At 39.8% G+C, this 22,776-nt stretch carries 22 protein-coding genes; 16 read left to right on the plus strand and 6 right to left on the minus strand.

Features of this window, described 5'->3' with window-relative positions:
* Window positions 1–71: 71 nt before the first annotated feature.
* Window positions 72–671 carry a pentapeptide repeat-containing protein gene (locus QMA00_RS07025; protein ID WP_076921612.1) on the plus strand — a complete coding sequence of 200 codons (600 nt, stop codon included), beginning with the start codon at window positions 72–74 and terminating at the stop codon, window positions 669–671.
* Between the two features lie 35 nt (window positions 672–706).
* On the opposite strand, the gene QMA00_RS07030 is transcribed toward QMA00_RS07025, so the two are convergent.
* Entirely contained in the window at window positions 707–1,030 is a 324-nt protein-coding gene (locus QMA00_RS07030) for a hypothetical protein (protein ID WP_008111621.1), read from the minus strand.
* A gap of 129 nt (window positions 1,031–1,159) precedes the next feature.
* Here QMA00_RS07030 and QMA00_RS07035 point away from each other — a divergent pair, with 129 nt between their 5' ends.
* Window positions 1,160–1,906 carry an alpha/beta hydrolase gene (locus tag QMA00_RS07035; RefSeq protein WP_076921614.1) on the plus strand — a complete coding sequence of 249 codons (747 nt, stop codon included), beginning with the start codon at window positions 1,160–1,162 and terminating at the stop codon, window positions 1,904–1,906.
* A 70-nt stretch (window positions 1,907–1,976) separates the two neighbouring features.
* Here QMA00_RS07035 and QMA00_RS07040 read toward each other — a convergent pair whose 3' ends face one another.
* Window positions 1,977–3,179, minus strand: coding sequence for a bifunctional alpha/beta hydrolase/OsmC family protein (locus tag QMA00_RS07040; RefSeq protein WP_076921617.1), 1,203 nt, complete (start codon window positions 3,177–3,179; stop codon window positions 1,977–1,979).
* Window positions 3,180–3,606: 427 nt separating this feature from the next.
* Here QMA00_RS07040 and QMA00_RS07045 point away from each other — a divergent pair, with 427 nt between their 5' ends.
* Entirely contained in the window at window positions 3,607–4,446 is an 840-nt protein-coding gene (locus QMA00_RS07045; protein ID WP_076921619.1) for a 2OG-Fe(II) oxygenase family protein, read from the plus strand.
* 171 nt (window positions 4,447–4,617) lie between these two features.
* Window positions 4,618–6,015, plus strand: coding sequence for a DEAD/DEAH box helicase (locus QMA00_RS07050; RefSeq protein WP_076921621.1), 1,398 nt, complete (start codon window positions 4,618–4,620; stop codon window positions 6,013–6,015).
* Window positions 6,016–6,085: 70 nt separating this feature from the next.
* Here the strand turns inward: QMA00_RS07050 and QMA00_RS07055 are convergent, their stop codons facing one another.
* Window positions 6,086–6,832 (minus strand): DUF3307 domain-containing protein, encoded by a 747-nt coding sequence (locus QMA00_RS07055; protein WP_076921623.1) that lies wholly within the window; start codon window positions 6,830–6,832, stop codon window positions 6,086–6,088.
* On the minus strand, window positions 6,832–7,455 hold the full coding sequence (locus QMA00_RS07060) for a hypothetical protein (RefSeq protein ID WP_036983119.1): 624 nt from the start codon (window positions 7,453–7,455) through the stop codon (window positions 6,832–6,834). Before QMA00_RS07060 ends, QMA00_RS07055 begins: the two co-directional genes overlap by 1 nt.
* A 139-nt stretch (window positions 7,456–7,594) precedes the next feature.
* Here QMA00_RS07060 and QMA00_RS07065 point away from each other — a divergent pair, with 139 nt between their 5' ends.
* The 8 genes from QMA00_RS07065 (at window position 7,595) to QMA00_RS07100 (ending at window position 16,127) form a co-directional block, all read left to right on the plus strand.
* Entirely contained in the window at window positions 7,595–8,089 is a 495-nt protein-coding gene (locus QMA00_RS07065; protein ID WP_069439921.1) for an NYN domain-containing protein, read from the plus strand.
* 187 nt (window positions 8,090–8,276) lie between these two features.
* A complete protein-coding gene (gene nudC / locus QMA00_RS07070; protein ID WP_076921625.1) occupies window positions 8,277–9,203 on the plus strand; it encodes an NAD(+) diphosphatase in 927 nt (308 codons plus the stop codon).
* A gap of 3 nt (window positions 9,204–9,206) precedes the next feature.
* Window positions 9,207–10,385, plus strand: coding sequence for a cystathionine beta-lyase (locus tag QMA00_RS07075; RefSeq protein WP_076921627.1), 1,179 nt, complete (start codon window positions 9,207–9,209; stop codon window positions 10,383–10,385).
* Between the two features lie 142 nt (window positions 10,386–10,527).
* A complete protein-coding gene (locus QMA00_RS07080) occupies window positions 10,528–11,355 on the plus strand; it encodes an ABC transporter permease subunit (protein WP_290156627.1) in 828 nt (275 codons plus the stop codon).
* A complete protein-coding gene (locus QMA00_RS07085; RefSeq protein ID WP_290156628.1) occupies window positions 11,352–12,260 on the plus strand; it encodes an ABC transporter ATP-binding protein in 909 nt (302 codons plus the stop codon). The genes QMA00_RS07080 and QMA00_RS07085 overlap by 4 nt, the downstream gene beginning before the upstream one ends.
* The gene (locus QMA00_RS07090) at window positions 12,260–12,634 is read left to right on the plus strand and encodes a PH domain-containing protein (protein WP_290156629.1); all 375 of its coding nucleotides are present in this window, start codon (window positions 12,260–12,262) and stop codon (window positions 12,632–12,634) included. Before QMA00_RS07085 ends, QMA00_RS07090 begins: the two co-directional genes overlap by 1 nt.
* 207 nt (window positions 12,635–12,841) lie before the next feature.
* On the plus strand, window positions 12,842–13,636 hold the full coding sequence (locus QMA00_RS07095) for a putative porin (protein ID WP_290156630.1): 795 nt from the start codon (window positions 12,842–12,844) through the stop codon (window positions 13,634–13,636).
* 214 nt (window positions 13,637–13,850) lie between these two features.
* Window positions 13,851–16,127 carry an acyl-CoA dehydrogenase gene (locus tag QMA00_RS07100; protein WP_290156631.1) on the plus strand — a complete coding sequence of 759 codons (2,277 nt, stop codon included), beginning with the start codon at window positions 13,851–13,853 and terminating at the stop codon, window positions 16,125–16,127.
* 124 nt (window positions 16,128–16,251) lie between these two features.
* On the opposite strand, the gene QMA00_RS07105 is transcribed toward QMA00_RS07100, so the two are convergent.
* Together QMA00_RS07105 and cysK are read right to left on the minus strand one after the other, a co-directional pair.
* On the minus strand, window positions 16,252–16,701 hold the full coding sequence (locus tag QMA00_RS07105; protein ID WP_076921639.1) for a hypothetical protein: 450 nt from the start codon (window positions 16,699–16,701) through the stop codon (window positions 16,252–16,254).
* A gap of 145 nt (window positions 16,702–16,846) precedes the next feature.
* The gene (gene cysK, locus QMA00_RS07110; protein WP_013464591.1) at window positions 16,847–17,815 is read right to left on the minus strand and encodes a cysteine synthase A; all 969 of its coding nucleotides are present in this window, start codon (window positions 17,813–17,815) and stop codon (window positions 16,847–16,849) included.
* Between the two features lie 377 nt (window positions 17,816–18,192).
* Between cysK and QMA00_RS07115 the strand changes: the two genes are divergently transcribed.
* The 4 genes from QMA00_RS07115 (at window position 18,193) to pgsA (ending at window position 22,583) form a co-directional block, all read left to right on the plus strand.
* Window positions 18,193–19,344: a dicarboxylate/amino acid:cation symporter gene (locus tag QMA00_RS07115; RefSeq protein WP_076921641.1), complete on the plus strand. Its 1,152-nt coding sequence runs from the start codon at window positions 18,193–18,195 to the stop codon at window positions 19,342–19,344.
* 167 nt (window positions 19,345–19,511) lie between these two features.
* Complete coding sequence (gene uvrY, locus QMA00_RS07120; RefSeq protein ID WP_013464592.1) at window positions 19,512–20,162, plus strand: UvrY/SirA/GacA family response regulator transcription factor; 651 nt, start codon at window positions 19,512–19,514, stop codon at window positions 20,160–20,162.
* A gap of 9 nt (window positions 20,163–20,171) precedes the next feature.
* Entirely contained in the window at window positions 20,172–21,995 is a 1,824-nt protein-coding gene (gene uvrC / locus QMA00_RS07125; RefSeq protein ID WP_036983092.1) for an excinuclease ABC subunit UvrC, read from the plus strand.
* A gap of 42 nt (window positions 21,996–22,037) precedes the next feature.
* Window positions 22,038–22,583, plus strand: a complete 546-nt coding sequence (pgsA, locus tag QMA00_RS07130) for a CDP-diacylglycerol--glycerol-3-phosphate 3-phosphatidyltransferase (protein ID WP_013464594.1) — start codon at window positions 22,038–22,040, stop codon at window positions 22,581–22,583.
* Window positions 22,584–22,776: the final 193 nt, after the last annotated feature.

Here is a 22,776-nt window from a genome sequence, read left to right on the forward strand (position 1 = left end):
TCAAAACCCCTTAGGTATTTAGCCTAAGGGGTTTTTTGTTCGGCATAACCCAATTTAGGTGCTTTATTTTTATGAGCGAGCTATTTAAAGATAGTCATTATTTCAGTGAGCCATTTTTAAACTTTACAGCAAATGCAAAGCGCTTTAGCGATATTGAGTTTGAACAATGTCAGTTTATTGATTGCGATTTTAGTCACAGCCAGTTTAATGCCTGTCGGTTTATAGAGTGTGAGTTTATTAACTGTAATTTGACTGAGCTTAATTGGAATTACAGCTCACTAGAAGAGGTGAGCTTTGCAAATTGTAAACTCAATAGCATAATGTGGGGACAAGTAAATTGGCCGCAATTAGCGCTTACGTCACCGGTGAGTTTTAAACAGTGTGAGCTGAGCCATAGTTCGTTTTTTGAATTACAGTTAAAAGCCTTAACAATGACGAACTGTTTTGCCAAAGATGTCGATTTTAGGCACGCTAACTTAGCTCAAAGCAACTTCTCGGATACTGACTTTAGAGACAGCCTGTTTCATCAAACTAATTTGAGGAAAGCAAACTTTGTTGGCGCAACGCAATTTAATATTGATATAACAAGCAATGATGTGAGTAATGCAAAGTTTGAACGGCTTGAAGCGTTAAACTTATTAGCTGGACTTGATATCGAGCTGGTTGATTAGCCGCAAGAGCTTACGGCTAATACGTATATTTACTATTAGCAAGCAGGGCCATTTTTGTTACGTGCACTAGCAAGTGCGCGGGCTATGCTCAGTAGCTCAGGCGAAATATCATCAGCGCCATCTTTAATCAGTTTAGTTACATCACCAGATGAATATAAGCTATCACGCGGTGATTTAATTCCCAGCTCTCTCACAAAATCTTTGGTTTTACCTGTACTGCCGGTTTCAATAAACTTAAAAATAATCCGTTCGTTGTTACTTTTCGGCTCGGCTTGTAACACTTTAATTTCTTCTTGGTAGGCTTCAATTCTGCTTTGTAGAATGTCGATGCGTTGTTCAATGCTGCTGTATGATTTCATGAATGGATTCTTTTGCGATAATAGTAAAACAATAATCGCTATTATCGCACAAATTAGCAAAGGCGCGCGCTAACCTTTATAATAAAAATTAATGTTAGTTAAAAATGTATAAATAATACAAGGGAATGCATGTTAAAAATTATAAAAAAGCATTTAATGTTAAGTGCACTGACTTTAAGCACTATGCTATTTGCATCATCAAGTTATGCCCAAAACGATGCAATCATTGATGATAGTCGTAATCGCTCTATACCTGTAAATATTACCCTACTAACTAACCACCTTAAGTGCAGCGCGCAAGTAAAATGCCCAGTGGTATTTGTAAATGCAGGGTATGGCATTAGCCACAATGAATACACCTTTGCGAGTAAGTTATTTAATGCGCAAGGCTATTTAAGCATTGCGGTAGCGCATGAGCTTAAAAGTGACCCTGCACTTAATCATGCGCAGCCATACTTAACTACCCGTATGGAAAATTGGCACCGGGGTGTTGTAACCCTCAAATTTTTAGTCAACGAGCTAAGTGTTAAATACCCTGAGTATGATTTTACAAAACTCACTTTATTTGGTCACTCAAATGGTGGAGATATTTCAGCCTTGTATGCAGCTATTTACCCAAGTGAAGTAAGCCAATTAATTACGCTCGATCACCGCCGCATGTTATTGCCACGCAATAAAAACATACGTGTGCTCACACTTCGTGGTAGTGATTACCCAGCCGATACAAACGTGCTTTTAACCGACCAAGAGTTAACCGTTTATCCTGTTACGCAAACGTTGATAGAAATATCACGTCACAACGATATGTACGATGGCGGGCCTAAATGGTTGGTGGATAAAATGAGTAAAGAGGTAGCGGCGTTTTTAGAAAATTAAACGATACAGTCAGTTTTTAAATTAAAATCCTAAATATAGCGCAGGGCTTACTGCGCTATTTTTGTTTTAGTTACCCCACTAATTCACTAACCACCAAAGGGCTGTTATGTAGCGTTTTATGCACAGGGCATTTGTCGGCTATTTCGAGTAATCGATTTCGCTGAGCGTCAGTTAAATCACCTTGTAAGGTTATTTTGCGGATAATGGCCTCTAGATTGCCGGTTTTTTCACAATCATCACAATCTTGGTTGTAATTGCGGGTATGGTTGAGCTCTACTTTTATGTGCTCTAGCGGCAACTCTTTGCGACTCGCATACATGCGAAGTGTCATTGCAGTACACGCTCCAAGCCCAGCGAGTAAATGATCATAAGGGTCTGGGCCTAAATTTTTACCACCAACATCAGTAGGCTCATCAGCAAGCCATGTATGGTTTTTAGTACTCACGTGCTGAGTGAATTTATGATCTTTTTCTTCAACTAATACACTGCCGTTAGTTAATTTTGCACTATAGGGTGTTTTATCGTATTCAACATAACGATTAGCCCACGTAGCAATGACATCGGCTGCGTAGTTAGCGTCTTCTTTATTGCTGAGTAAGTGATCGGCATTATCTAAACTTATAAAGCTTTTTGGATGCTTGGCAGCGGCGTAAATTTTTTCGGCTTCACTAATATTCACGGTGGCATCAATAGGAGAGTGCATAACTAACAAAGCACGCTTAAGCTTACTTATATGGCTGTTATCGTATTTGGCGATGTCATCTAAAAATTGTTTTTTAATAGTAAATTCCCGCCCAGCTAAACACACTTTTGCTTCACCCGATTGGTTTATTTCATCTAGATGAGCAGCAAAGTTATGAGTAACATGCTGGGCATCCGATGGCGCGCCTATAGTCGTAATAGCTGACACTTCGGGTATGTGCTCTGCTGCTGCAAGCACCGCAGCACCACCTAAACTGTGGCCTATTAATAATTGAGGCGCTTTAAAGTGTATTCTTAAGTGATTGGCTGCAGCCACTAAGTCTTGAATGTTTGATGAAAAGTTACTGTTGGCAAAGTCACCATCGCTATTACCAAGCCCTGTAAAATCAAAGCGTAATACGGCAATGCCTTGCTGAGTGAGTGCGCGGCTTATTCGTGTTGCAGCCGCTACATCTTTAGAGCAGGTAAAACAGTGGGCAAATAAGGCATAAAATTTCACCTCACCAGAGGGCTGTTCAAGTTGTCCAGCGAGTTCTAATTCACCGCTTATAAAAGAGACTTTTTGTCGCATGAGAATACCTTAACTAATTGATAAAGTGTGTGGTGCTGATAAATAAGAGATTGGTACGGTGGGATGAAAATTCAATACTGGCATTATTTTGATCTCGATCAAGCTAGAAAGGGCTTGCCAATTGAGTGCGGACATATGTCCTTATAATTTTAAAGGGGTTTGTCTATCCTCGCACAGCATAAAAATGCAGCCTTTATTACTTGAATTAAGTAGTTAAGCTATATTTGAATGTAATACCAATTTGCATAAACCTGTGATTAATTTAATGTATTAAGTCGTTGTTTATCGTCGTTTAAAAAACCTTATCTAGAACAAGTAGATATAATTTTTTTTGCGTAGTTAGCATGTAATATTTAGTTAATTTAGTGGATCTTTACTCAAGCGAATTGGTAAATGGCTTCTAACAACCTACTTACTGGAATGTATCATGCAATTACCTACAGTTGATTATAAAGCGGACGATGCGGCTGCGCAATTTGTTGAATCGTTGAGAAATACTGGTTTTGGCGTATTAAAAAACCATCCTATTCCGCAATCTTTAGTTGAGTCTATTTATAAAAATTGGCAAGACTTTTTTAACTCAGAGCAAAAGCATGAGTTTTTATTTTCAAAAGAAACGCAAGATGGCTATTTTCCACCGTCGGTATCAGAAGTTGCTAAAGGCCATACAGTAAAAGACATTAAAGAGTACTTTCATGTTTACCCTAAAGGCCGTGTTCCTGCACAATTAGAAGCTGATGTGCGTGAGTACTACCGTTTAGCCAATGAATTTGCGGCAACATTATTAAGCTGGGTTCAGGCTGAAGCGCCTGAAGAAGTCCGTGCTAAGTTCTCTATCGATTTAAAAGATATGATTGCCCAATCTGAGCAAACGTTGTTACGTATTTTACATTACCCGCCAATGACAGGTGATGAAGAGCCTGGTGCTATTCGTGCTGCTGCGCACGGTGATATTAACTTATTAACCGTATTACCAGCGTCAAACGAGCCGGGTTTACAAGTACAAAAAACCGATGGCGATTGGTTAGACGTGCCATGTGATTTTGGTAGTCTAATTATTAATATTGGTGACATGTTACAAGAAGCATCGGGTGGCTACTTCCCATCAACGATTCACCGTGTAATTAATCCATCGGGTAAAGCAACAACCAAATCACGTATTTCATTACCATTGTTTTTACACCCTCGTCCAGATGTGGTGTTATCTGATCGCTACACAGCAGATAGCTACTTACAAGAGCGTTTACGTGAGTTAGGTGTAAAATAATCTTTTAGCGTTTGTAATGCTCAGGTAAATAAAAAGCGGCTGTTTAGCCGCTTTTTTAGTATTTGTGTGTATTGATTTGGCACAAAGTAAATAATGGCATGCATTCTGAGCCACTAAAGGTATAATGCGCGCAACTGGCCACTTTGGCCTAATTTGAAATAGAGAGTTTATATGAGTTTTGATGGTTTAGGTTTATCACAGTCTTTAGTTAATGCGGTTTTAGAAAAGGGCTATGAAACGCCAACGCCTATTCAGGCTCAAGCTATCCCAGCAATTATTGCACGTCGCGATGTAATGGCTGCAGCGCAAACTGGTACCGGTAAAACTGCTGGTTTTACTTTGCCACTAATTGAGCGTTTATCGTCGGGCACTAAAGCAAAAAGTAATCATGTTCGTGCGCTTATTTTAACGCCAACCCGTGAGCTTGCGTTGCAAGTAAGCGAAAACGTTGAAGAGTACGCTAAGCATTCAAACGTGAGTTCGTTTGTTGTTTACGGTGGTGTTAAAATTAACCCACAAATGCAGCGCCTGCGCAAAGGGGTTGATATTTTAGTGGCCACACCTGGGCGTTTAATTGATTTACATAATCAAAACGCAGTTAAGTTTGATAGCGTTGAAGTACTGGTTTTAGATGAAGCCGACCGTATGTTAGACATGGGCTTTATCCACGACATTAAACGCTTAATTGCAAAAATGCCTGAAAAACGTCAAAACTTAATGTTCTCAGCCACCTTTTCTGACGACATTCGTGCATTGGCCAAAGGGTTAATTAACGATCCGGTTGAAATTTCAGTCGCTGCCAAAAACACCACTGCTAAAAGCGTGACTCAATGCGTGTACGCTGTCGATAAAGCGCGAAAAACGGCCTTATTAAGCCATTTAATTCGTAGCAATGATTGGCAACAAGTACTGGTATTTAGCCGTACTAAACACGGTGCTAATCGTTTAGTTAAGCAACTTGAACGCGATGATATTGTTGGCGCAGCAATCCATGGTAATAAATCTCAAGGTGCACGTGTTAAAGCATTGGAAGGCTTTAAAAGCGGTGAAGTGCGCGTATTAGTGGCAACTGATATTGTTGCCCGTGGTTTAGATATTGTTGAGCTTCCACACGTAGTTAACTACGACTTACCTAATGTATATGAAGATTATGTCCACCGTATTGGCCGAACTGGTCGTGCGGGTGCATCAGGGCATGCCATTTCGTTTGTAACGGTCGACGATGCAGTAGATTTATACGGTATTGAACGCTTTATTGGCGAGTTAATTCCTCGTGCTGAAGAAGAAGGCTTTGAACCGGCTAACCCTGTTGCTGAGCGCGCACTCGATGCTCGCCCACTGCCTGCTAAAAAGCCAAAGAAAAAACAACCATTTAATAAGCCTAAATCAGATAGCAGCAAGCCTAATAGTAAAAAGCCTAACAATGGTGGCAATGGTACGGGCCCACGTCGTGGTGGCTCTAAAAAGCCAGCAGCTAAAACCGATGAAAATGCACAAAACCCATGGGCAAAGCGTCAATCGGTTGGGGGCAGTGGTCAACGCCGTCGTCGTCCAGCAAATAACGACTAATTGTCACTGCGTTTAGTTAAACGCAGCTGCAAAAAAAGCGCTAGCTTTAAGGTTAGCGCTTTTTTTGTTTTTAATTTATCAGTAAGTAATTAATGCCTAGGCCAACAAACAGCGTAACGCTAACACTCAGTAACGTGCCTAGCATCACATATTCCGTGAGTTGTTTATCTTTGCTGGCACTTAAGTCGCCAAATCTAAACACGGATTTGGCGGCAATTAAAAACCCAAGCCCAGCAAACTGATCTAATAAAATAAATGTCAGCATAAGTACTCGTTCGAGCATACCAATACTTTGTCCTGCTAAAGGGAGACTACCATCACTTGAAAAGTGATTAGTTAAACGCTCTAACATCATTCTTATAAATACCGCACTGGGACTTAAAATAATAAGGTAACCAGTTATAACCCACAGCACTTTTTCGTTGAACAATAACGCCATAAAATTGTTAGTAAATTGCTGATTATCAGTGAGCCAAATGCTTATCACAATAAGGACGGTGATATGGGCAATTTGGTCTAATAAAAAAGGCACTACGCCTTTATTTGAATACGATTTAGCAATATCAATAAAGTAGTGACTGATCATAATAATGCCGGTCGCCAGTAATACGCTGCCTAATTGTTGCCAGCCAAAACTATATTCCCAAAGTGCCACAACGACTGCACTGGTAATTCCGTGAACCAATACATGGTAGTAAAGTTTTTTTGCTTTAAAATGACGGGTGTTTCTGTCGTTTACCCAGCTCATGGGTTGCCAATAAAAATCAGCGAGTAAGTGGCCAATAATCAGTGCAACGAGTAATAGTGAAAACTCCATTAGTCATGTCCTTGCTGTATGCTTTTAAGCTGTTGTTGTGCATGTAAAATAAATCGTTCTATCAGCTGATAGTTAGCAAGATTAAGCAGCTTAGTAACGTTTTCGCGGCTGGTATTGAGCTCTTTAGCTAATGCTGCATGGTTGTTATTAGTATGGGTTAAATATACATACAAAGCGTTTGCTTGTTTTTGAGTTATTTTACACAGCAATACATCAACAAACGCTAGGTTTAGCTTAAAGCTCTCATCAACTGGTTGCTTTGCAATAGCAAATGTAAAACGCTGGTTTGTCATTTTATCTAGCTCATGACCAGAGAGAGTAAACGCAGAGCCTGTGGCCGTTTTTATACTCTTACCAGGGTTATCTATGTGCCCCAACGCCATGCTTTGGCGCAGTTCATAGCCGGCAGATTTTAGCTGTAGGTAGATAAGAATAGCGGTGGTAACTAGCTGTTCACTTTTTTCTACTTGCAGCTGAAATGCATCCCCACGGTAAATATCCCAAGATGTTGTTTTATTACAATTTGCACGTAAACTTTGCTCTAGCTGATAAAGCATGGCATCGTATTGTTGTTTAGGTATTTTTTGCGATTTAATAATATCGCCGCTGATCACACCAATCATAAAAATCCAGATAAATTATTTATATGTAACTAAATTAGGTTACATTGTTAAATGTAACTATAATTGGTTACTTTGGGTTTGGTAACTAATTTAGGTTACTTAACACGCAATTGCAAGTATCACTCATTAGGACATAATAATGACCTCACAACAAAGCAGTAAACCTCGTGTAGGTATTTTTGTCGATGTACAAAATATTTATTACACCTGTCGCGAAAGCCACGGTAAAAACTTTGATTACAATGCCTTTTGGCGAATGATAGAGCAACAATACGATATTAAATGTGCGTTTGCTTATGCAATATACCGAGGTGATGAAAAGCAAAATCAGTTTCAAAATATTTTGCGCGCTATTGGCTTTGAAGTAAAACTAAAACCCTTTATTCAACGCCGTGACGGCAGTGCCAAAGGCGATTGGGATGTAGGTATAACCATAGATATGCTAGAGCAGGGAAAGCAGCTTGATAAGGTTATTTTACTCTCGGGTGACGGTGACTTTGCGTTATTACTGGGGCACTTAAAAAATCAATACAATGTTCCGTGTGATGTATACGGTGCTGATAAATTAACCGCAGAGGTACTTAAGCAAAGTGCTGAGCAATTTCATTTAATTGACAATCAGTTACTACTTTAAAAAGTCTAAGCGCTGCGTTGGTTCGGTGTATTTTTGAGCAGAATGCCCACCTTCAACATGAGCATTTTTAATACAACGGGTACATAGATTAATTAAGCCTAATTTAGGCTTTTTTTATGGCGGTAATAAATTGGGTTTAGTGGATGATTATGGTAATTTTAAGAATCAATTAGTATCAAGGAATTACATGCTTAACTACAGTAATATGCCATTAGACAGAGGCTCAAATGCGCGCAAAGACCCTACTTGGGTAGACGCAAAAAAAACAGCAGACAGCTTATGGCTTTTAGTTAAAGGCAATCACACCTTATTTGCTAACAGTAGCCCTGAGGTGGTGTATTTGGCTTACCTACAGGTGGCACATTTAGATTTAACGCAGGCTATTTTTTTAGGTTCAAATAAACAGGATAATGCCGTATTTGCGCTAGATGTAACCGCACTCGACGAGTCGTTATTAGCAACGATTATTGATGGCGCCCAGTTTGCAGATATTCGCCAGTTTGGTACACAGGTGGCGCTTGAAGATGGCTCAAATGCAGCGCTTGCCCGTGGGTTGTGTTACTGGCATGCCACTCATAGTTTTTGTGGTCGTTGTGGTACCAAAAATCACTTAGTTGAAGCGGGTCACTCTCGATTATGCGACAATCCTGCGTGTTTGCACCAGACTTTTCCGCGTACCGATCCTGCGGTTATTATGGTAGTAACTAAAACATTTTCTGATGGGATTGAACGCTGCTTATTGGGTCGCCAAGCAACTTGGCCAAAAGGATTGTATTCATCGCTTGCAGGCTTTGTTGACCCTGGTGAAACCCTTGAACAAACCGTGATCCGAGAAGTAAAAGAAGAGGCGGGTATTACTGTGGAAAAAGCTGAATATATTGCTTCGCAACCTTGGCCGTTTCCTTCGTCAATTATGCTAGGTTTTATTGCCACAGCAAGCAGTGATGAAATAAGCACAGAGCAAGATGAACTTGAAGATGCAAAGTGGTTTTCTCGCGAAGAACTTGCGCAATTTAAAGATTGGCACCATCAAGGGGAGCATTTAAAGCTACCTAGAGCTGATTCAATTTCGCGTTATTTAATTGAATATTGGCGTACTCAGATAGAAGGATGAATCATGTCGAGCAAGAATAAAAATACTCAGTTAGTCTCATCAGGGCGCAAAAAAGCGTACACCCATGGCGTAGTCAATCCTGTGGTACAGCGCGCTTCAACGATTGTATTTGATTCGGTGAGTGAGCTTAAAGAAGCGGCTAAAACACGCGGTGATAAAACGTTATTTTATGGCCGTCGTGGCACCACTACGCATTTTGCCCTGCAAGAGGCAATTACTGAACTCGAAGGGGGTGAAGGCTGTGCCTTATACCCATGTGGCGCGGCAGCGATAAGCCAAACATTGTTATCGTTTTTAAAGTCCGGTGATCATATTTTAATAGTGGATACTGTTTACGAGCCAACCCGTGATTTTTGCGACAAGATTTTAGCGGGGCTGGGCATTACTACGACCTATTATCCGCCCATGATTGGCGCAGATATAAAAGAGTACATTCAAGACAATACCAAAGTGTTGTTTTTAGAATCTCCGGGTTCAATTACCATGGAAATTCAAGATGTTCCCGCTATGGTGCAAGTGGCACATGAACATCAGTTAATGACAATACTCGATAATACCTATGGAAATGGCTTACATTATCGACCGCTTGAACACGGTGTTGATATTAGTATTCAAGCGGCAACCAAATATATTGTAGGTCATTCAGATGTGATGATGGGCGTAGCTGTAGCGAATAAAAAATATTGGCCAACACTTCGTGAACACTCTTATTTACTCGGGCAATGCACCAGTGCAGATGATGCGTATTTAGCACTACGAGGCTTGCGTACCATGGCAGTGCGATTAAATCAGCATGAAAAAGCGGCTATTGAGGTTGCTAAATGGTTAGAGCAGCACGAGTTAGTTGATCATATTCGCCATCCTGCGTTTACAACATGCCCAGGCCATGAATTTTTCAAACGCGATTTTGACGGCAGTAATGGTTTATTTTCGTTTGTAATGAAAGCGGGTAATCAACACGCCATAGATGCTTTTTTAGATAGCTTACAACATTTCAAAATGGGCTTTTCTTGGGGGGGCTTTGAGAGCTTAGTAACGGCAAACCTATCAATGAAAGGGCTGCGCTCGCAAACAGGATGGGAGCATGGACCTGTTATTCGTTTGCACATTGGCTTAGAAGATGCTGAAGATTTAATTGCCGACTTACAGCAAGCATTAGCTATTTATGAGCAACATTTATAATTACTAATTGTTTAAATTACATTATTTGTTACAAAGCCTACCTCTGAGTAGGCTTTTTTTGCTAGCAATTCAACGTGTTTACACTTAGTGTTGTTAAATAACGCTTATTTTAAAGCATGAACAACGTCATTAAGGATAGTCAATGGCAACACCATTACCAATAAACGTAGGGCGCTTAACTCAAATTGCGGGTTTTGAGCTTATACGTATGTTTTTAACTAAACGAGGACTTATTGCACTGGCGGCTTTTGCGCTAGTGTGGCTTGTTATTTTACGTTACCCCATAGGGCAGGCAGTGGGCATTATCAGCTCCCCCGATTTTGAACAAATAGCCCGTGATATTTCCGGCTCTATTGGATTAAATAAGTTACTTGATTGGCCTGAAGCCGAATTTGCTATGTATTGGCTAATTGCTTTGTATAGTTTTCCTGTTTTTAGCTTATTTATTTGTAGTGATCAAACTGTGGGTGACAGAGAGAGGGGGACTTTAAGGTTTTTATCACTGCGCTCAACCCGCTTTGAAATACTCTTTGGTCGATTTTTAGGGCAGCTAGCGGTACTAACCTGTTTAGTTGGCATTACATTGGTAGCGACATTGGCGGTGCTCGGGTTTCGCGAGCCGAGCTTACTTGCTGGTGGCCTTGGTCGTGCTGTTTCAATATTTTTAATACTCATAGTTACTTTTTCGCCGTTTGTAGCCTTAATGAGCTTAATTAATACTTTTGCGAGCTCATCTCGCTTATCTATTGTGTTAGCCATTTTATATTTTACAGCCGGTGGCATTATTGTTGGATTACTAGAGTGGCAAATACCCGCATTAAGTGTGCTTGATTATTTATTCCCTGGTGTGCAAATAGAGCTATTAGCGGGACAAAACTTACCGTTACTGAGCGCATTAGCTATTCCACTTGTGCAAACAGCGGTGCTACTTGTGGTTGCTCAACGTATTTTTGCAAGGAGCTCACTATGAAATCATTAATAACAGGGCGTAATTTAAGTAAATCGTACGGCTCAAAACTGGCCCTAAATAATGTGAATTTCGAGATTCAAAAAGGCGCGCCAGTTGCATTAGTTGGCCCTAATGGCGCAGGGAAGACCACTTTATTTAGTTTGTTGTGTGGCTATATCGCACCTATCATAGGTGAGCTTGAAATACTTGGCCATAAACCTGGTAGTGCTGCTTTATTTAATAGAGTGAGTGCGTTACCACAAGATGCCCAGCTAGATCCGCGTTTTAATATAGATAAACAACTTAGTTTTTATGCCAAGCTACAAGGCATGAGTACTAAGCAAAGCCACGTAGAGGCACTTCGTGTGCTTGATTTAGTGGGCCTTAGCGAAATTGCAAAAAACCGCGCAGGGGACTTATCTCACGGTATGCGCAAGCGTGTAACCATAGCGCAAGCATTAATTGGCTCACCGCAAATTGTGATGTTAGATGAGGCCACAGCAGGACTTGATCCGATTCATGCCAGAGAAGTCAGGGAGCTGGTGTCTGAGCTATCGTCTCAAGCGACGTTTATTTTAAGCTCTCATGATTTAACGGAACTTGAACGATTATGTTCTCAAGTACTACATTTAGATAAAGGCGTATTAAGCGAGCACCAAACTAAAGCAGTGAACACCGATAAGCATTTTTACACTTTAATGCTCAGTGAAGTGTATCAAAATGTGGAGCAACAACTCCAAGCAATTGAGGGTGTGAGCCGTGTTTATATGAGCCAACATAAAGAGTATGTGATTGAGTATCAACCAACTAGCGATTCACTCGACATCGCGCTATTGCAATTTTGCCACCAACATAATTGGCAGTATAGGCAGTTAGTAAATGGTCATACGCTAGAAAATCAAATATTTAAACAGGAGAAACTATAATGGGATTATTTAGTGGTTTAATGGGTAACGCCAGTGAAGTGGATGACGCCGATTTAGAAAAAGTATTGGCAAATACCCTTATTGAAGGTGAACGAGTTGAAAAGGCGTATAAAGTTGTCCGTGATATGTTTATCTTTACTAATAAGCGACTAATTTTATTAGATAAACAAGGTGTGACAGGTTCTAAAATGGAAATGATCAGTATTGCTTACTCTAAGATAACTAAGTTCAGTAAAGAGAGTGCTGGGCAATTTGATTTAGACGCTGAGTTAAAAATATGGGTAGGTTCAGATCCAACGCCAATTAGCAAGGACTTTAAAGCTGGTGATAACATAAATGATGTTTATCGGATAATTAGCCAGTATTCATTATAGAAACAAACAAAATCGGTGTAAAATTAAAGTAATTGTTTACAGCTTGTTGCGATTACTTTAACATAAATTACTCCAACACTTTCTTACAAATTCCCTAACAAATACAATTGCTTGATTCAGTTTTTGTTCAGTTTCGTGGCGTTAGCATACCCCCACTTTAGCAATGTAGTTAAAGTACAAAAACAATGTACATAGGGATGTTTCATCATGAAAAAATTAGCAATTATTATTTCAGGTCTTTTATTATCAAGTGCTGCACACGCTGCAGATAGCTACAATTCAATCAGTAATTTAAGCTACAAAGATAGCGATAACAACGACACCGTTGCTGTAGACTCTATTTATTACCTATCTCCTAAAAAAACATTAGGTCCGTACGATCAGTTTGAGTACATTAATAAACAAACTAACGTTTACGGCGGTTATGCTGATGACGACTTTGGCGATGTTACTAACATTGGTGGCGAATACTTTATTAATGAATTTGTTGTTGGCGCATCTTACGAAAACCTTGACCCAGATTCGGGCTCTAACGGTGAGCTTTACAAGCTAACTGGTGGCTACTTCTTTAACCCTGATTTATTAGCAAAAGTAACGCTTGTTGAAAACAAAGACGGCGATGACTTTGCTTTGTTTGATTTAGCATACAACCACATGTTAAATAGCACAGACTACGTAGGTGTAACACTTACCTCTGATGACGACTTTGATTACCGCGCTGTTGCAGCTAAATACTTTGTTGATTTACAACAAGGTAACTACTTAACAGTAGAAGGTACATTTGTAAGCCTTGACGAAGCAGATGACCAATGGAACGTAGAAACAAACTACTACTTCTCTAAAGCGACTTCTGTATTTGCAGCTTACGATAAAGAAGACAACTACAGCTTTGGTGCTCAACACTTCATCAATAAAAACATTGGTTTAAAAGTGGGTTACGGCAACAACGCAGATGACTCAGATAACGATGCTTACTTTGCTAACATGCGTTTTCAGTTTTAATTAAATAATTAAAACCAGTTAAGTAGTAAAAAGCCCGCATTTTGTGGGCTTTTTGCTGTGCGTAATAAATGCGTAACTCTACTTTATCGTTATATTTTAATTACAATAGAATCGGCTCATCATTTAGTGGCACTCCTCTGACACCCCATTGTATTTAAATTAAGATCGGTCATAATTAAATCAGTGTTTTTATAACTATAAAAGGAATGTGCTCATGTCAGTATTTATTATATTACTGGTTGTGGTGATCGTGGTATTTGCTATTAAAGATATCCGCCTTAATTTAATTACTCGACCTACTTTTAAGATGTTTAAAAAGGTGTTGCCGCCATTATCGCAAACAGAGCGAGAAGCCATGGAAGCGGGTGATATTTGGTGGGATGGCGAGTTATTTAGTGGTGAGCCTGATTGGCAAAAATTACACAACTATCCGCGTCCGCAGTTAAGTGAAAAAGAAACTGCATTTTTAGATAATCAAGTTGAAACTTTATTAGCCATGCTTGATGACTATAAAATTGTACAAAAAGACAAAGATTTACCTAAAGAGGTGTGGGACTTTTTAAAAACCGAAGGGTTTTTTGCAATGATCATCCCAGAAAAATTTGGGGGTCTTGAATTCTCTGCTATTGCTAATTCCACCATAGTGTCAAAAATTGCGACTAAAAGCTTAACGGCCGCCGTGACGGTCATGGTACCCAATAGCTTAGGTCCTGGTGAGTTATTACTGCATTACGGAACAACTGAGCAACAAAATCGTTGGTTACCTAGCCTTGCAAAAGGTGACGATGTACCTTGTTTTGCATTAACGGGCCCTGAGGCTGGCTCAGATGCTGGCAGTATTCCTGATTCTGGCGTGGTGTGCAAAGGCGAGCATGATGGTAAGGAAGTGTTGGGACTGCGTTTAAATTGGTCAAAACGTTACATTACCCTTGCGCCTGTGGCGACTGTGTTAGGGCTTGCATTTAAAATGTACGATCCAGATGGATTGTTAGGCGATGAAAAAGAGCTCGGAATAACGTGTGCACTTATTCCAACTGATCACCCAGGTGTTAAAGCAGGAGAGCGTCATTACCCACTTAACATGGCGTTTATGAATGGCACAACGTACGGTAAGGATGTATTTATTCCGCTTGATTGGATTATAGGTGGCCAGCAAGGGGCAGGGCGCGGTTGGCGCATGCTAGTAGAGTGTTTAAGCGCAGGGCGTGGTATTTCGTTACCGGCATTAAGCACTGCAACAGGGCATTTAGCGGCTAAAATGACCTCGGCTTACTCTGTTGTTCGCCAACAGTTTGGTGTGTCAATTGGGCAATTTGAAGGCGTACAAGAAGGGTTAGCACGTATTGGCGGGCTAACTTATGCATTGGAATCATGCCGATTAATGACCGCAGGTGCAATTGATTTAAAACTTAGCCCGTCAGTAGTGACTGCTATTGCAAAGTACCACATGACCGAAATGGGTCGAACGATAATGAATGATGCAATGGACATTCATGCAGGTAAAGGGATTCAGGTTGGGCCTAATAACTATTTAGCACACGGTTATATGGGTATTCCCGTCTCTATTACCGTAGAGGGCGCTAATATTCTTACCCGTAACCTTATGATATTTGGCCAAGGTGCAACCCGTTGTCATCCTTTTGTGTTAAAAGAAATGGAAGCTGCAGCAATGGATGACGATGATGCTGCACTTGAGCAATTTGATGGCTTGTTAATGAAGCACATTGTATTTGCACTGAGTAATGCAAGTATGGCCTTGGTGCATGGTTTAACTCGCAGCTACTTTGCTAAAGCGCCTGTGTGTGGAGAGACGGCCGACTATTATAAACAATTAGGTAGAATGAGCCGAGGATTGGCGTTTACAACGGATGTTGCAATGTTGATGTTAGGTGGTGAACTTAAACGCAAAGAAATGATATCGGCACGTTTAGGCGATGTATTAAGTCATTTGTATATTGCTTCTACCGTGTTAAAACGTTTTGAAGATGAAGGGCGCCAACAAGCTGATTTACCTTTTGTTAAGTATGCAATAGAGACGTCATTGTATGAAATAGGTCAAGCATTTGACGGCTTCTTTAAAAATTTCTCTAACCCGGTGGTTAACTTTGCACTTAAGCGTATTGTTTTTCCATTAGGTAATCATTATCACAAACCAAGTGATGCCACTTCACAAAGTATTTGTGAACACATGACTCAACCAGGCGTATTTAGAAATAGGCTTACCCATTTGTGTTACGTTGATGAGAATGCCGGAACGGGTGTTATGGAAAATGCTTTTTTAGCAATGCACGATATGCACAATCAATTTAAGCAGTTAAAACAGTGGCAACGAAAAGGCAAGGTGCCTGTCACCTATGATACTGAACAAGCGATTGATTACGCACTTGAACACGAGCTCGTAACGAAGGTTGATGGTGAAGCAATGCATCATGCCAATAAGCTAAGAATGCAGGCTATTGCGGTTGATAACTTTAAACCTGAAGACATTTAACACTGGATTATAATAAAGTAGATAATAAAAAAAGCCTTAAATTTATGATTTAAGGCTTTTTTTATGTTGTGTATTTTTTAAGCCCGAATATACGGTTACTGTTACTAAGGCTCTGAATGACTGATCAGCGCCCGTAAGGATCGGCGATGATTTTATCTACGTACCACTTACCTTTTATTTTAAGCATTTCGATACTACGGAAATCATCGATTTTTTTACCATTTAAGTAACCGGTAAACACAATGTTTATTTTAGCCTGATTGCCATACTGTTCTCGCAGGCTTGAATTTGACATATCAATTTCAATTACCACTTCATCGTATTGTAAATTAATAAGACTACGCGCAAACTGTTTGGCCGTCCCATACGATTTCATTATGCGGGCTAATTTAGGCGTTGCGAAATCGCAGGCTTTTTGCAAATTATGCTGGTTATAAAGCGCATCAAAATACACAGTAGCAGTGTCGCCTGGACGATCATTGTCAATGTACTGCTCTTTAGGTCTAGTATTTTCATTACAGCCAACGATCAAAATACTAAATATGAGTACAAAAATGGTTAAAATTGTTTTCATATTTGGTCAGGTTGATTACTTATATATGAAGTGTGTGATGGAATGGAGAAGATGTAAAGAGGAGTAGACTAAATAGATAGTAACTTATTAAAAAAGCAATAAAAAAGGATGTTAAAAAACATCCTTTTTTAATCAGAACGCTTGATTATTGCACAAGCTCTTGTTCGCTAAACTCTTCGTCAAACATCGGGCTTGATAAGTAACGCTCTGTTGCACTTGGCAAAATAACCACAATATTTTTATCTGCATTTTCAGGACGCTCAGCAATACGCTTTGCTGCAACCACGGCTGCACCTGATGAAATACCAACTAAAATCCCTTCTTTTTTCATTAGTTCGTGACACATTGCTATACATTCTTCATTAGAGACTTGCTCTACACCATCAATTATTGATAGGTCTAAATTCCCAGGAATAAAGCCTGCACCAATACCTTGAATCTTATGTGGCCCAGGTTTTACTTCTTCACCAGCAAGTGTTTGGCTAATTACCGGAGAGTGGCTTGGCTCTACAGCGATTGATTTTACATTTAAGCCTTTTTCTTTTTTAAGATAACGGCTTACACCTGTGATAGTTCCGCCTGTACCAACACCTGCAACAAAGAAATCGATTTTGCCATCAAGTGCATCAAAGATTTCTGGGCCTGTTGTTTCAAAGTGAATTTTAGGGTTTGCAGGGTTTTCGAATTGTTGTAGCAAAATAAACTTATCTGGGTCTGCTGCTTGAATTTCTTTGGCCTTTGCAATAGCACCATTCATGCCTTTAGCGCCATCGGTGAGCACTAGGTTAGCACCGAGTGCCTTTAATAGTTTACGACGTTCTAAGCTCATGGTGTTTGGCATTGTAAGCGTTAACTTGTAACCGCGAGAAGCAGCTACAAATGCCAATGCAATACCGGTATTGCCTGATGTTGGCTCTATAAGTTCTTTGTCTTTGGTAAGTTGACCTGATTTTTCAGCTTCCCAAATCATTGATGCACCAATACGGCATTTAATACTAAAGCTAGGATTTCGTGATTCAACTTTAGCGTATACATTCCCACCTGTAACACGGTTAAGTTTTACCAACGGTGTGTTACCGATGCTTAGTGAGTTATCTTCAAAAATAGTAGACATAATGTTCCTTTAGGTACAATCTGATCAACACGTTAACAGCTATTCTGTTAACTTTATAAGCCTACTTTACTGTGAGATAAAAAAAGTTAAAGTAAGCTTTGGCTATAACATATATTAATTACGCTTATAACGGATTGAACTAAAAACTCAATCTGTTAATTTTTTAGTTATTAAAAAGGCGAACTTGAAATCATTTGTTCGTTTTTAACTTTGTACTTTATCTTTTCTTTATGTAGTCGTTATTTAAACAAATCAACACAACACACTTATATTTTGTTGGTTAATTGTGCAAATGAACTGCGGTTGAACAGTTTATTGACACAAACTATTCAAAACATGGTAAAAACACATTATCTAAATTCAATAAAGTAATCACCATGAAGTTAATTTTAAAATTAATTACCGGTATTGTGGCCGGTATCTTAGTCGGGCTCTATATTCCCTTAACTGGCGTTGAGCTTTTATATACAGTAAAAGAACTTATCGGCCAGCTTATTAGTTTTACAATTCCACTGATTATTTTATTTTTTATTGCCTCTGGGATTGCCGGGCTTCCTAAAGGATCAGGGCATCTACTGGGAAAAACGGTGGGTTTTGCGTATGGCTCAACAATTATAGCTGGTACTTTAGCGTTTTTATTAGTGACGGCGGTTATTCCGTTTTTAAGCGGCGGTATTTCATTTGAAGCTGAAGCAGTGACCGAAGTAGGTAGCTTTATTGACTTAGAAATTCCACCATTAATGGGTGTAATGACTGCTTTAGTCACAGCATTTGTATTTGGTATTGGTATGAGCCAGCTTGGCTTAGACACATTAAAAACTGTGTCGGATCAGGGGCGCGATATTATTGATGGTTTACTTTCAAAAGTAATTATTCCGGCATTACCATTTTACATTGCAGGTGTATTTGCTGAAATGACCGTAGCAGGCACCGTTGTTGATACATTACAAGCATTTGGTGTAGTACTTATTGCTGCGTTAGTGATGCATTGGTTATGGTTGAGTGTTTTATACATTACCTCAGGCCTATTACTTAAGCGTAATCCTATTGAGCTAATTAAAAATATGTTACCTGCGTACTTTACTGCATTAGGAACCATGTCGAGCGCGGCAACCATTCCAGTATCTTTGCAATCAAGTAAAGCAAATAACGTTAAAGAGGATGTAGCTAACTTTACAGTGCCATTATGCGCCACTATTCATTTGTCAGGTTCAACAATTACAATAGTTACCTGTGCTATGGCTGTAATGTTTTTATCGCCTAGCATGGAAGTACCTTCACTAATGGCTATGTTGCCATTCATTATGATGTTAGGTGTAGTGATGATTGCAGCGCCAGGCGCCCCAGGTGGTGCGGTAATGTCGGCGTTAGGTTTATTAACTAGCATGCTTGGTTTCAATGAAGGTGCGGTGGCACTAATGATTGCACTTTACCTAGCGCAAGATAGCTTCGGCACTGCGTGTAATGTAACTGGCGATGGTATTATTGCTTTATGGGTAGATCGTTTTAGTGAAAAGGCGTCAGCATAAATCATTGGGGGGTATTTACCTGCTGTAGGTAAATACGCTTTTAATCATATCGGTCATAAAGACCGATTACGAAAGCATAATATTAGTTATGGTTTCGTCGTATCTATGCTAATGTTGAGAATTAATTTTGTTAACTTGCATCTTATTAGGCTAGTGAGGGTGTTCCATTGATTAACGTACTTTTAGTTGATGACCATGAACTTGTGCGCACAGGGATCAGACGTATTCTTGATGATATACGTGGTTTTAAAGTAATAGGTGAAGCTAAAACAGGCGAAGAGGCTGTGCAGTTTTGTCGTCAACATGCGCCAAATATAGTATTAATGGATATGAACATGCCTGGTATGGGCGGGCTTGAGGCAACTAAAAAGGTTTGCCGTTATTGTCCCGATGTAAAAATTATTGTGCTTACAGTTAATTGTGAAGACCCATTTCCAAGTAAGGTCATGCAAATTGGTGCTCATGGCTTTTTAACCAAGGGGGCAGGGTCTGATGAAATGGTGCGTGCTATACGTTGCGTGCATGCAGGGCAACGTTATATTGCGCCAGAAATAGCGCAACAGATTGCACTTGCACAGGTAACCGGGCGTACCGATGAAAACCCATTTCAAAGTTTGTCTGAGCGTGAACTACAAATAATGCTAATGATCACCAAAGGTGAAAAAGCACAGGATATTGCTGAGCGCTTAAATTTAAGCTCTAAAACAGTAAACAGTTATCGTTATCGTATGTTTGAAAAGCTAAACGTAGGAGGCGATGTAGAGCTTACTCATTTAGCCATACGTTACAAAATGATTGATATAGATATCTCTTACTAGTCGATATATATGTCTGAATTTGATCATGCCCAGTTTTTAAAAACATTATCGAGTGAGCCTGGCGTTTATCGCATGCTCGATAATGACAACCAAGTTATTTATGTCGGTAAAGCTAAAAGTTTAAAAAAGCGGGTGAGCAGTTACTTTCGCAGCAATATTACCGACAGTAAAACCCGTGTTTTAGTGAGTAATATTTGTAATATTGAAGTCACACTTACTAATACAGAAACAGAAGCTTTACTGCTCGAAAACAACCTCATTAAAAAATATCAGCCACGTTATAATATTCTGTTACGTGATGATAAGTCGTACCCTTATATACTGCTCACTAATCATAAGCACCCTCGCTTAGCCTTTCATCGTGGTAGCAGAAAAGTAAAAGGCGAATATTTTGGCCCGTTTCCAAGCGCGGGGGCGGTTTCAGAAAGTTTGCGCTTAATGCAAAAAATATTTCCGGTACGTCAATGTGAAGACGCTTACTACCGTGCGCGTAGTCGGCCATGCTTGCAATACCAATTAAAACGTTGCTCTGCGCCGTGTGTTAATAAAGTCTCTGAAGATGAATACGCGCAGCAAGTTGATTATGTCCGTAAATTTTTAACCGGTAAATCCCATGAAGTAATAGCTGATCTTATCGCTAAAATGGAAAAAGCCAGTGAGCAGCTTAATTTTGAACTCGCAGCTAAAGTTCGCGACCAAATTATGCTATTGCGTAAAATGCAGGAGCAGCAGTCTATCTCAGGTAATTTTGCTGAAATGGATGTTGTAGGTTTTGCTCATTTAAATGGCTTAAATGGGATTCATCTATTAATGATCCGTGATCATAAAGTGCTGGGTAGTAAAACTTATTTTCCAAAGGTGCCTAAAGACTCACAGGAGCAGGAAATCTTAACCTCTTTCTTAGGCCAATATTACTTAGCACCGGGAGCAACAGGGCGCATTGCCAAAGAAATCATCTTACCATTTGAAATAGAAGAAAGTGATGCGCTCAGCGAAGCACTAACTCAAATTAGTGAACGTAAAGTATCGCTTAAAGTGGTTACTCGTGGTGAGCGAGCACAGTACTTACAGTTAGCCAATAAAAACGCATTAAATAGTATTACGGTTAAGCAAAGCACTCAAGACTCTATAAACAAGCGTTATGCGCAATTAAAGGCTACCTTGCGTCTTGATGACATTAATCGCATGGAATGTTTTGATATCAGTCACACCATGGGTGAAAACACCGTGGCCAGTTGTGTTGTATTTGATTCTCAAGGCCCTAACAATAAAGAGTATCGTCGTTATAACGTGACCGGTATTACCGGTGGTGATGATTACGCCGCTATGGAGTTTGCACTAAACAAACGTTACAACAAGTTGGTTGATGAGGAGAAAATTCCTGATGTTATTTTTATTGATGGTGGTAAAGGCCAATTAGGTAGGGCAGAACAATACTTTGAAAACTGGCCGCATGCAAAAATGCCACTATTAGTTGGGGTTGCAAAAGGCACTAGCCGTAAACCAGGCCTTGAAACTTTACTTATTGACGGCGGGCGTAAAACTATACCTATGGATTCTGATGCACCCGCACTGCATTTGATTCAGCATATTCGGGATGAATCGCATCGTTTTGCAATTGCAGGGCACCGTAACAAGCGCCAAAAACAACGTACTCAGTCGTTATTAGAAGAAATAGATGGCGTTGGTTCCAAGCGTCGACAAACATTATTAAAATATTTAGGGGGCATGCAAGGCGTAAAAGCTGCTAATATAGAACAGCTAAAGAAAGTTCCTGGGATCAGTCCTGACATGGCTGAGAAGATATTTAACCATTTGCATGACAAGGGCTAGCCCTATGTGCGAATATAGAAAAAAAGACATATCCAAGTAGTTATGTGGAATATTCCAAACACACTCACAACGTTTAGACTCTTTCTTATCCCCATTTTTTTGGTGATATTTTATATGCCTTATTCATGGGCATTCTTTGTTGCTGCCTTTATTTTTTGGCTTGCTTCAATCACAGACATACTCGATGGCTATTTAGCGCGTAAGCTTGAACAATCAACGCCTTTTGGTGCGTTTTTAGACCCTGTTGCTGATAAAGTAATGGTGTGCGCTGCCTTGGTTGCTTTATCTGAGCATTATCAATCTTTGTATATGACTATTCCTGCGCTTATTATTATAAGCCGTGAAATTGTTATATCGGCGCTACGAGAATGGATGGCTGAGCAAGGCAAACGCGGCAATGTGGCTGTGTCCGATATGGGTAAATTAAAAACCGCAGCGCAAATGTTAGCCATTATTGGCCTAATTTGGCAGTACGATACCTGGATGATGTATTTAAGCTATGGCTTACTTTACATAGCGACGTTTTTAACGCTTAGCTCTATGGTGCAATATTTAGTTGCAGCATGGGCAGAATTGACCAAAAATTGATTGTAAACGTCTAATAACGCACCATTTTAGATAAAAAATAATCAAACAGTTCAAAAGTAGCATTTTTTGTGTTGACGCGTTTAATAATCTCTGTAGAATGCGTCCGTGTTGAGAGGGCATAGCCCCTAGATAAACAAAGCGGCACTAGCTCAGTTGGTAGAGCGCGACCTTGCCAAGGTCGAGGTCACGAGTT

Source organism: Pseudoalteromonas sp. APC 3694, assembly GCF_030407565.1.
GTDB lineage: Bacteria > Pseudomonadota > Gammaproteobacteria > Enterobacterales > Alteromonadaceae > Pseudoalteromonas > Pseudoalteromonas tetraodonis.

Bases quoted from the DNA above. Each gene is read 5' to 3' on its own strand.
- QMA00_RS07025 (WP_076921612.1), top strand. From the start codon at position 72: ATGAGCGAGCTATTTAAAGATAGTCATTATTTCAGTGAGCCATTTTTA.
- QMA00_RS07030 (WP_008111621.1), bottom strand. From the start codon at position 1,030: ATGAAATCATACAGCAGCATTGAACAACGCATCGACATTCTACAAAGC.
- QMA00_RS07035 (WP_076921614.1), top strand. From the start codon at position 1,160: ATGTTAAAAATTATAAAAAAGCATTTAATGTTAAGTGCACTGACTTTA.
- QMA00_RS07040 (WP_076921617.1), bottom strand. From the start codon at position 3,179: ATGCGACAAAAAGTCTCTTTTATAAGCGGTGAATTAGAACTCGCTGGA.
- QMA00_RS07045 (WP_076921619.1), top strand. From the start codon at position 3,607: ATGCAATTACCTACAGTTGATTATAAAGCGGACGATGCGGCTGCGCAA.
- QMA00_RS07050 (WP_076921621.1), top strand. From the start codon at position 4,618: ATGAGTTTTGATGGTTTAGGTTTATCACAGTCTTTAGTTAATGCGGTT.
- QMA00_RS07055 (WP_076921623.1), bottom strand. From the start codon at position 6,832: ATGGAGTTTTCACTATTACTCGTTGCACTGATTATTGGCCACTTACTC.
- QMA00_RS07060 (WP_036983119.1), bottom strand. From the start codon at position 7,455: ATGATTGGTGTGATCAGCGGCGATATTATTAAATCGCAAAAAATACCT.
- QMA00_RS07065 (WP_069439921.1), top strand. From the start codon at position 7,595: ATGACCTCACAACAAAGCAGTAAACCTCGTGTAGGTATTTTTGTCGAT.
- nudC (WP_076921625.1), top strand. From the start codon at position 8,277: ATGCTTAACTACAGTAATATGCCATTAGACAGAGGCTCAAATGCGCGC.
- QMA00_RS07075 (WP_076921627.1), top strand. From the start codon at position 9,207: ATGTCGAGCAAGAATAAAAATACTCAGTTAGTCTCATCAGGGCGCAAA.
- QMA00_RS07080 (WP_290156627.1), top strand. From the start codon at position 10,528: ATGGCAACACCATTACCAATAAACGTAGGGCGCTTAACTCAAATTGCG.
- QMA00_RS07085 (WP_290156628.1), top strand. From the start codon at position 11,352: ATGAAATCATTAATAACAGGGCGTAATTTAAGTAAATCGTACGGCTCA.
- QMA00_RS07090 (WP_290156629.1), top strand. From the start codon at position 12,260: ATGGGATTATTTAGTGGTTTAATGGGTAACGCCAGTGAAGTGGATGAC.
- QMA00_RS07095 (WP_290156630.1), top strand. From the start codon at position 12,842: ATGAAAAAATTAGCAATTATTATTTCAGGTCTTTTATTATCAAGTGCT.
- QMA00_RS07100 (WP_290156631.1), top strand. From the start codon at position 13,851: ATGTCAGTATTTATTATATTACTGGTTGTGGTGATCGTGGTATTTGCT.
- QMA00_RS07105 (WP_076921639.1), bottom strand. From the start codon at position 16,701: ATGAAAACAATTTTAACCATTTTTGTACTCATATTTAGTATTTTGATC.
- cysK (WP_013464591.1), bottom strand. From the start codon at position 17,815: ATGTCTACTATTTTTGAAGATAACTCACTAAGCATCGGTAACACACCG.
- QMA00_RS07115 (WP_076921641.1), top strand. From the start codon at position 18,193: ATGAAGTTAATTTTAAAATTAATTACCGGTATTGTGGCCGGTATCTTA.
- uvrC (WP_036983092.1), top strand. From the start codon at position 20,172: ATGTCTGAATTTGATCATGCCCAGTTTTTAAAAACATTATCGAGTGAG.
- pgsA (WP_013464594.1), top strand. From the start codon at position 22,038: ATGTGGAATATTCCAAACACACTCACAACGTTTAGACTCTTTCTTATC.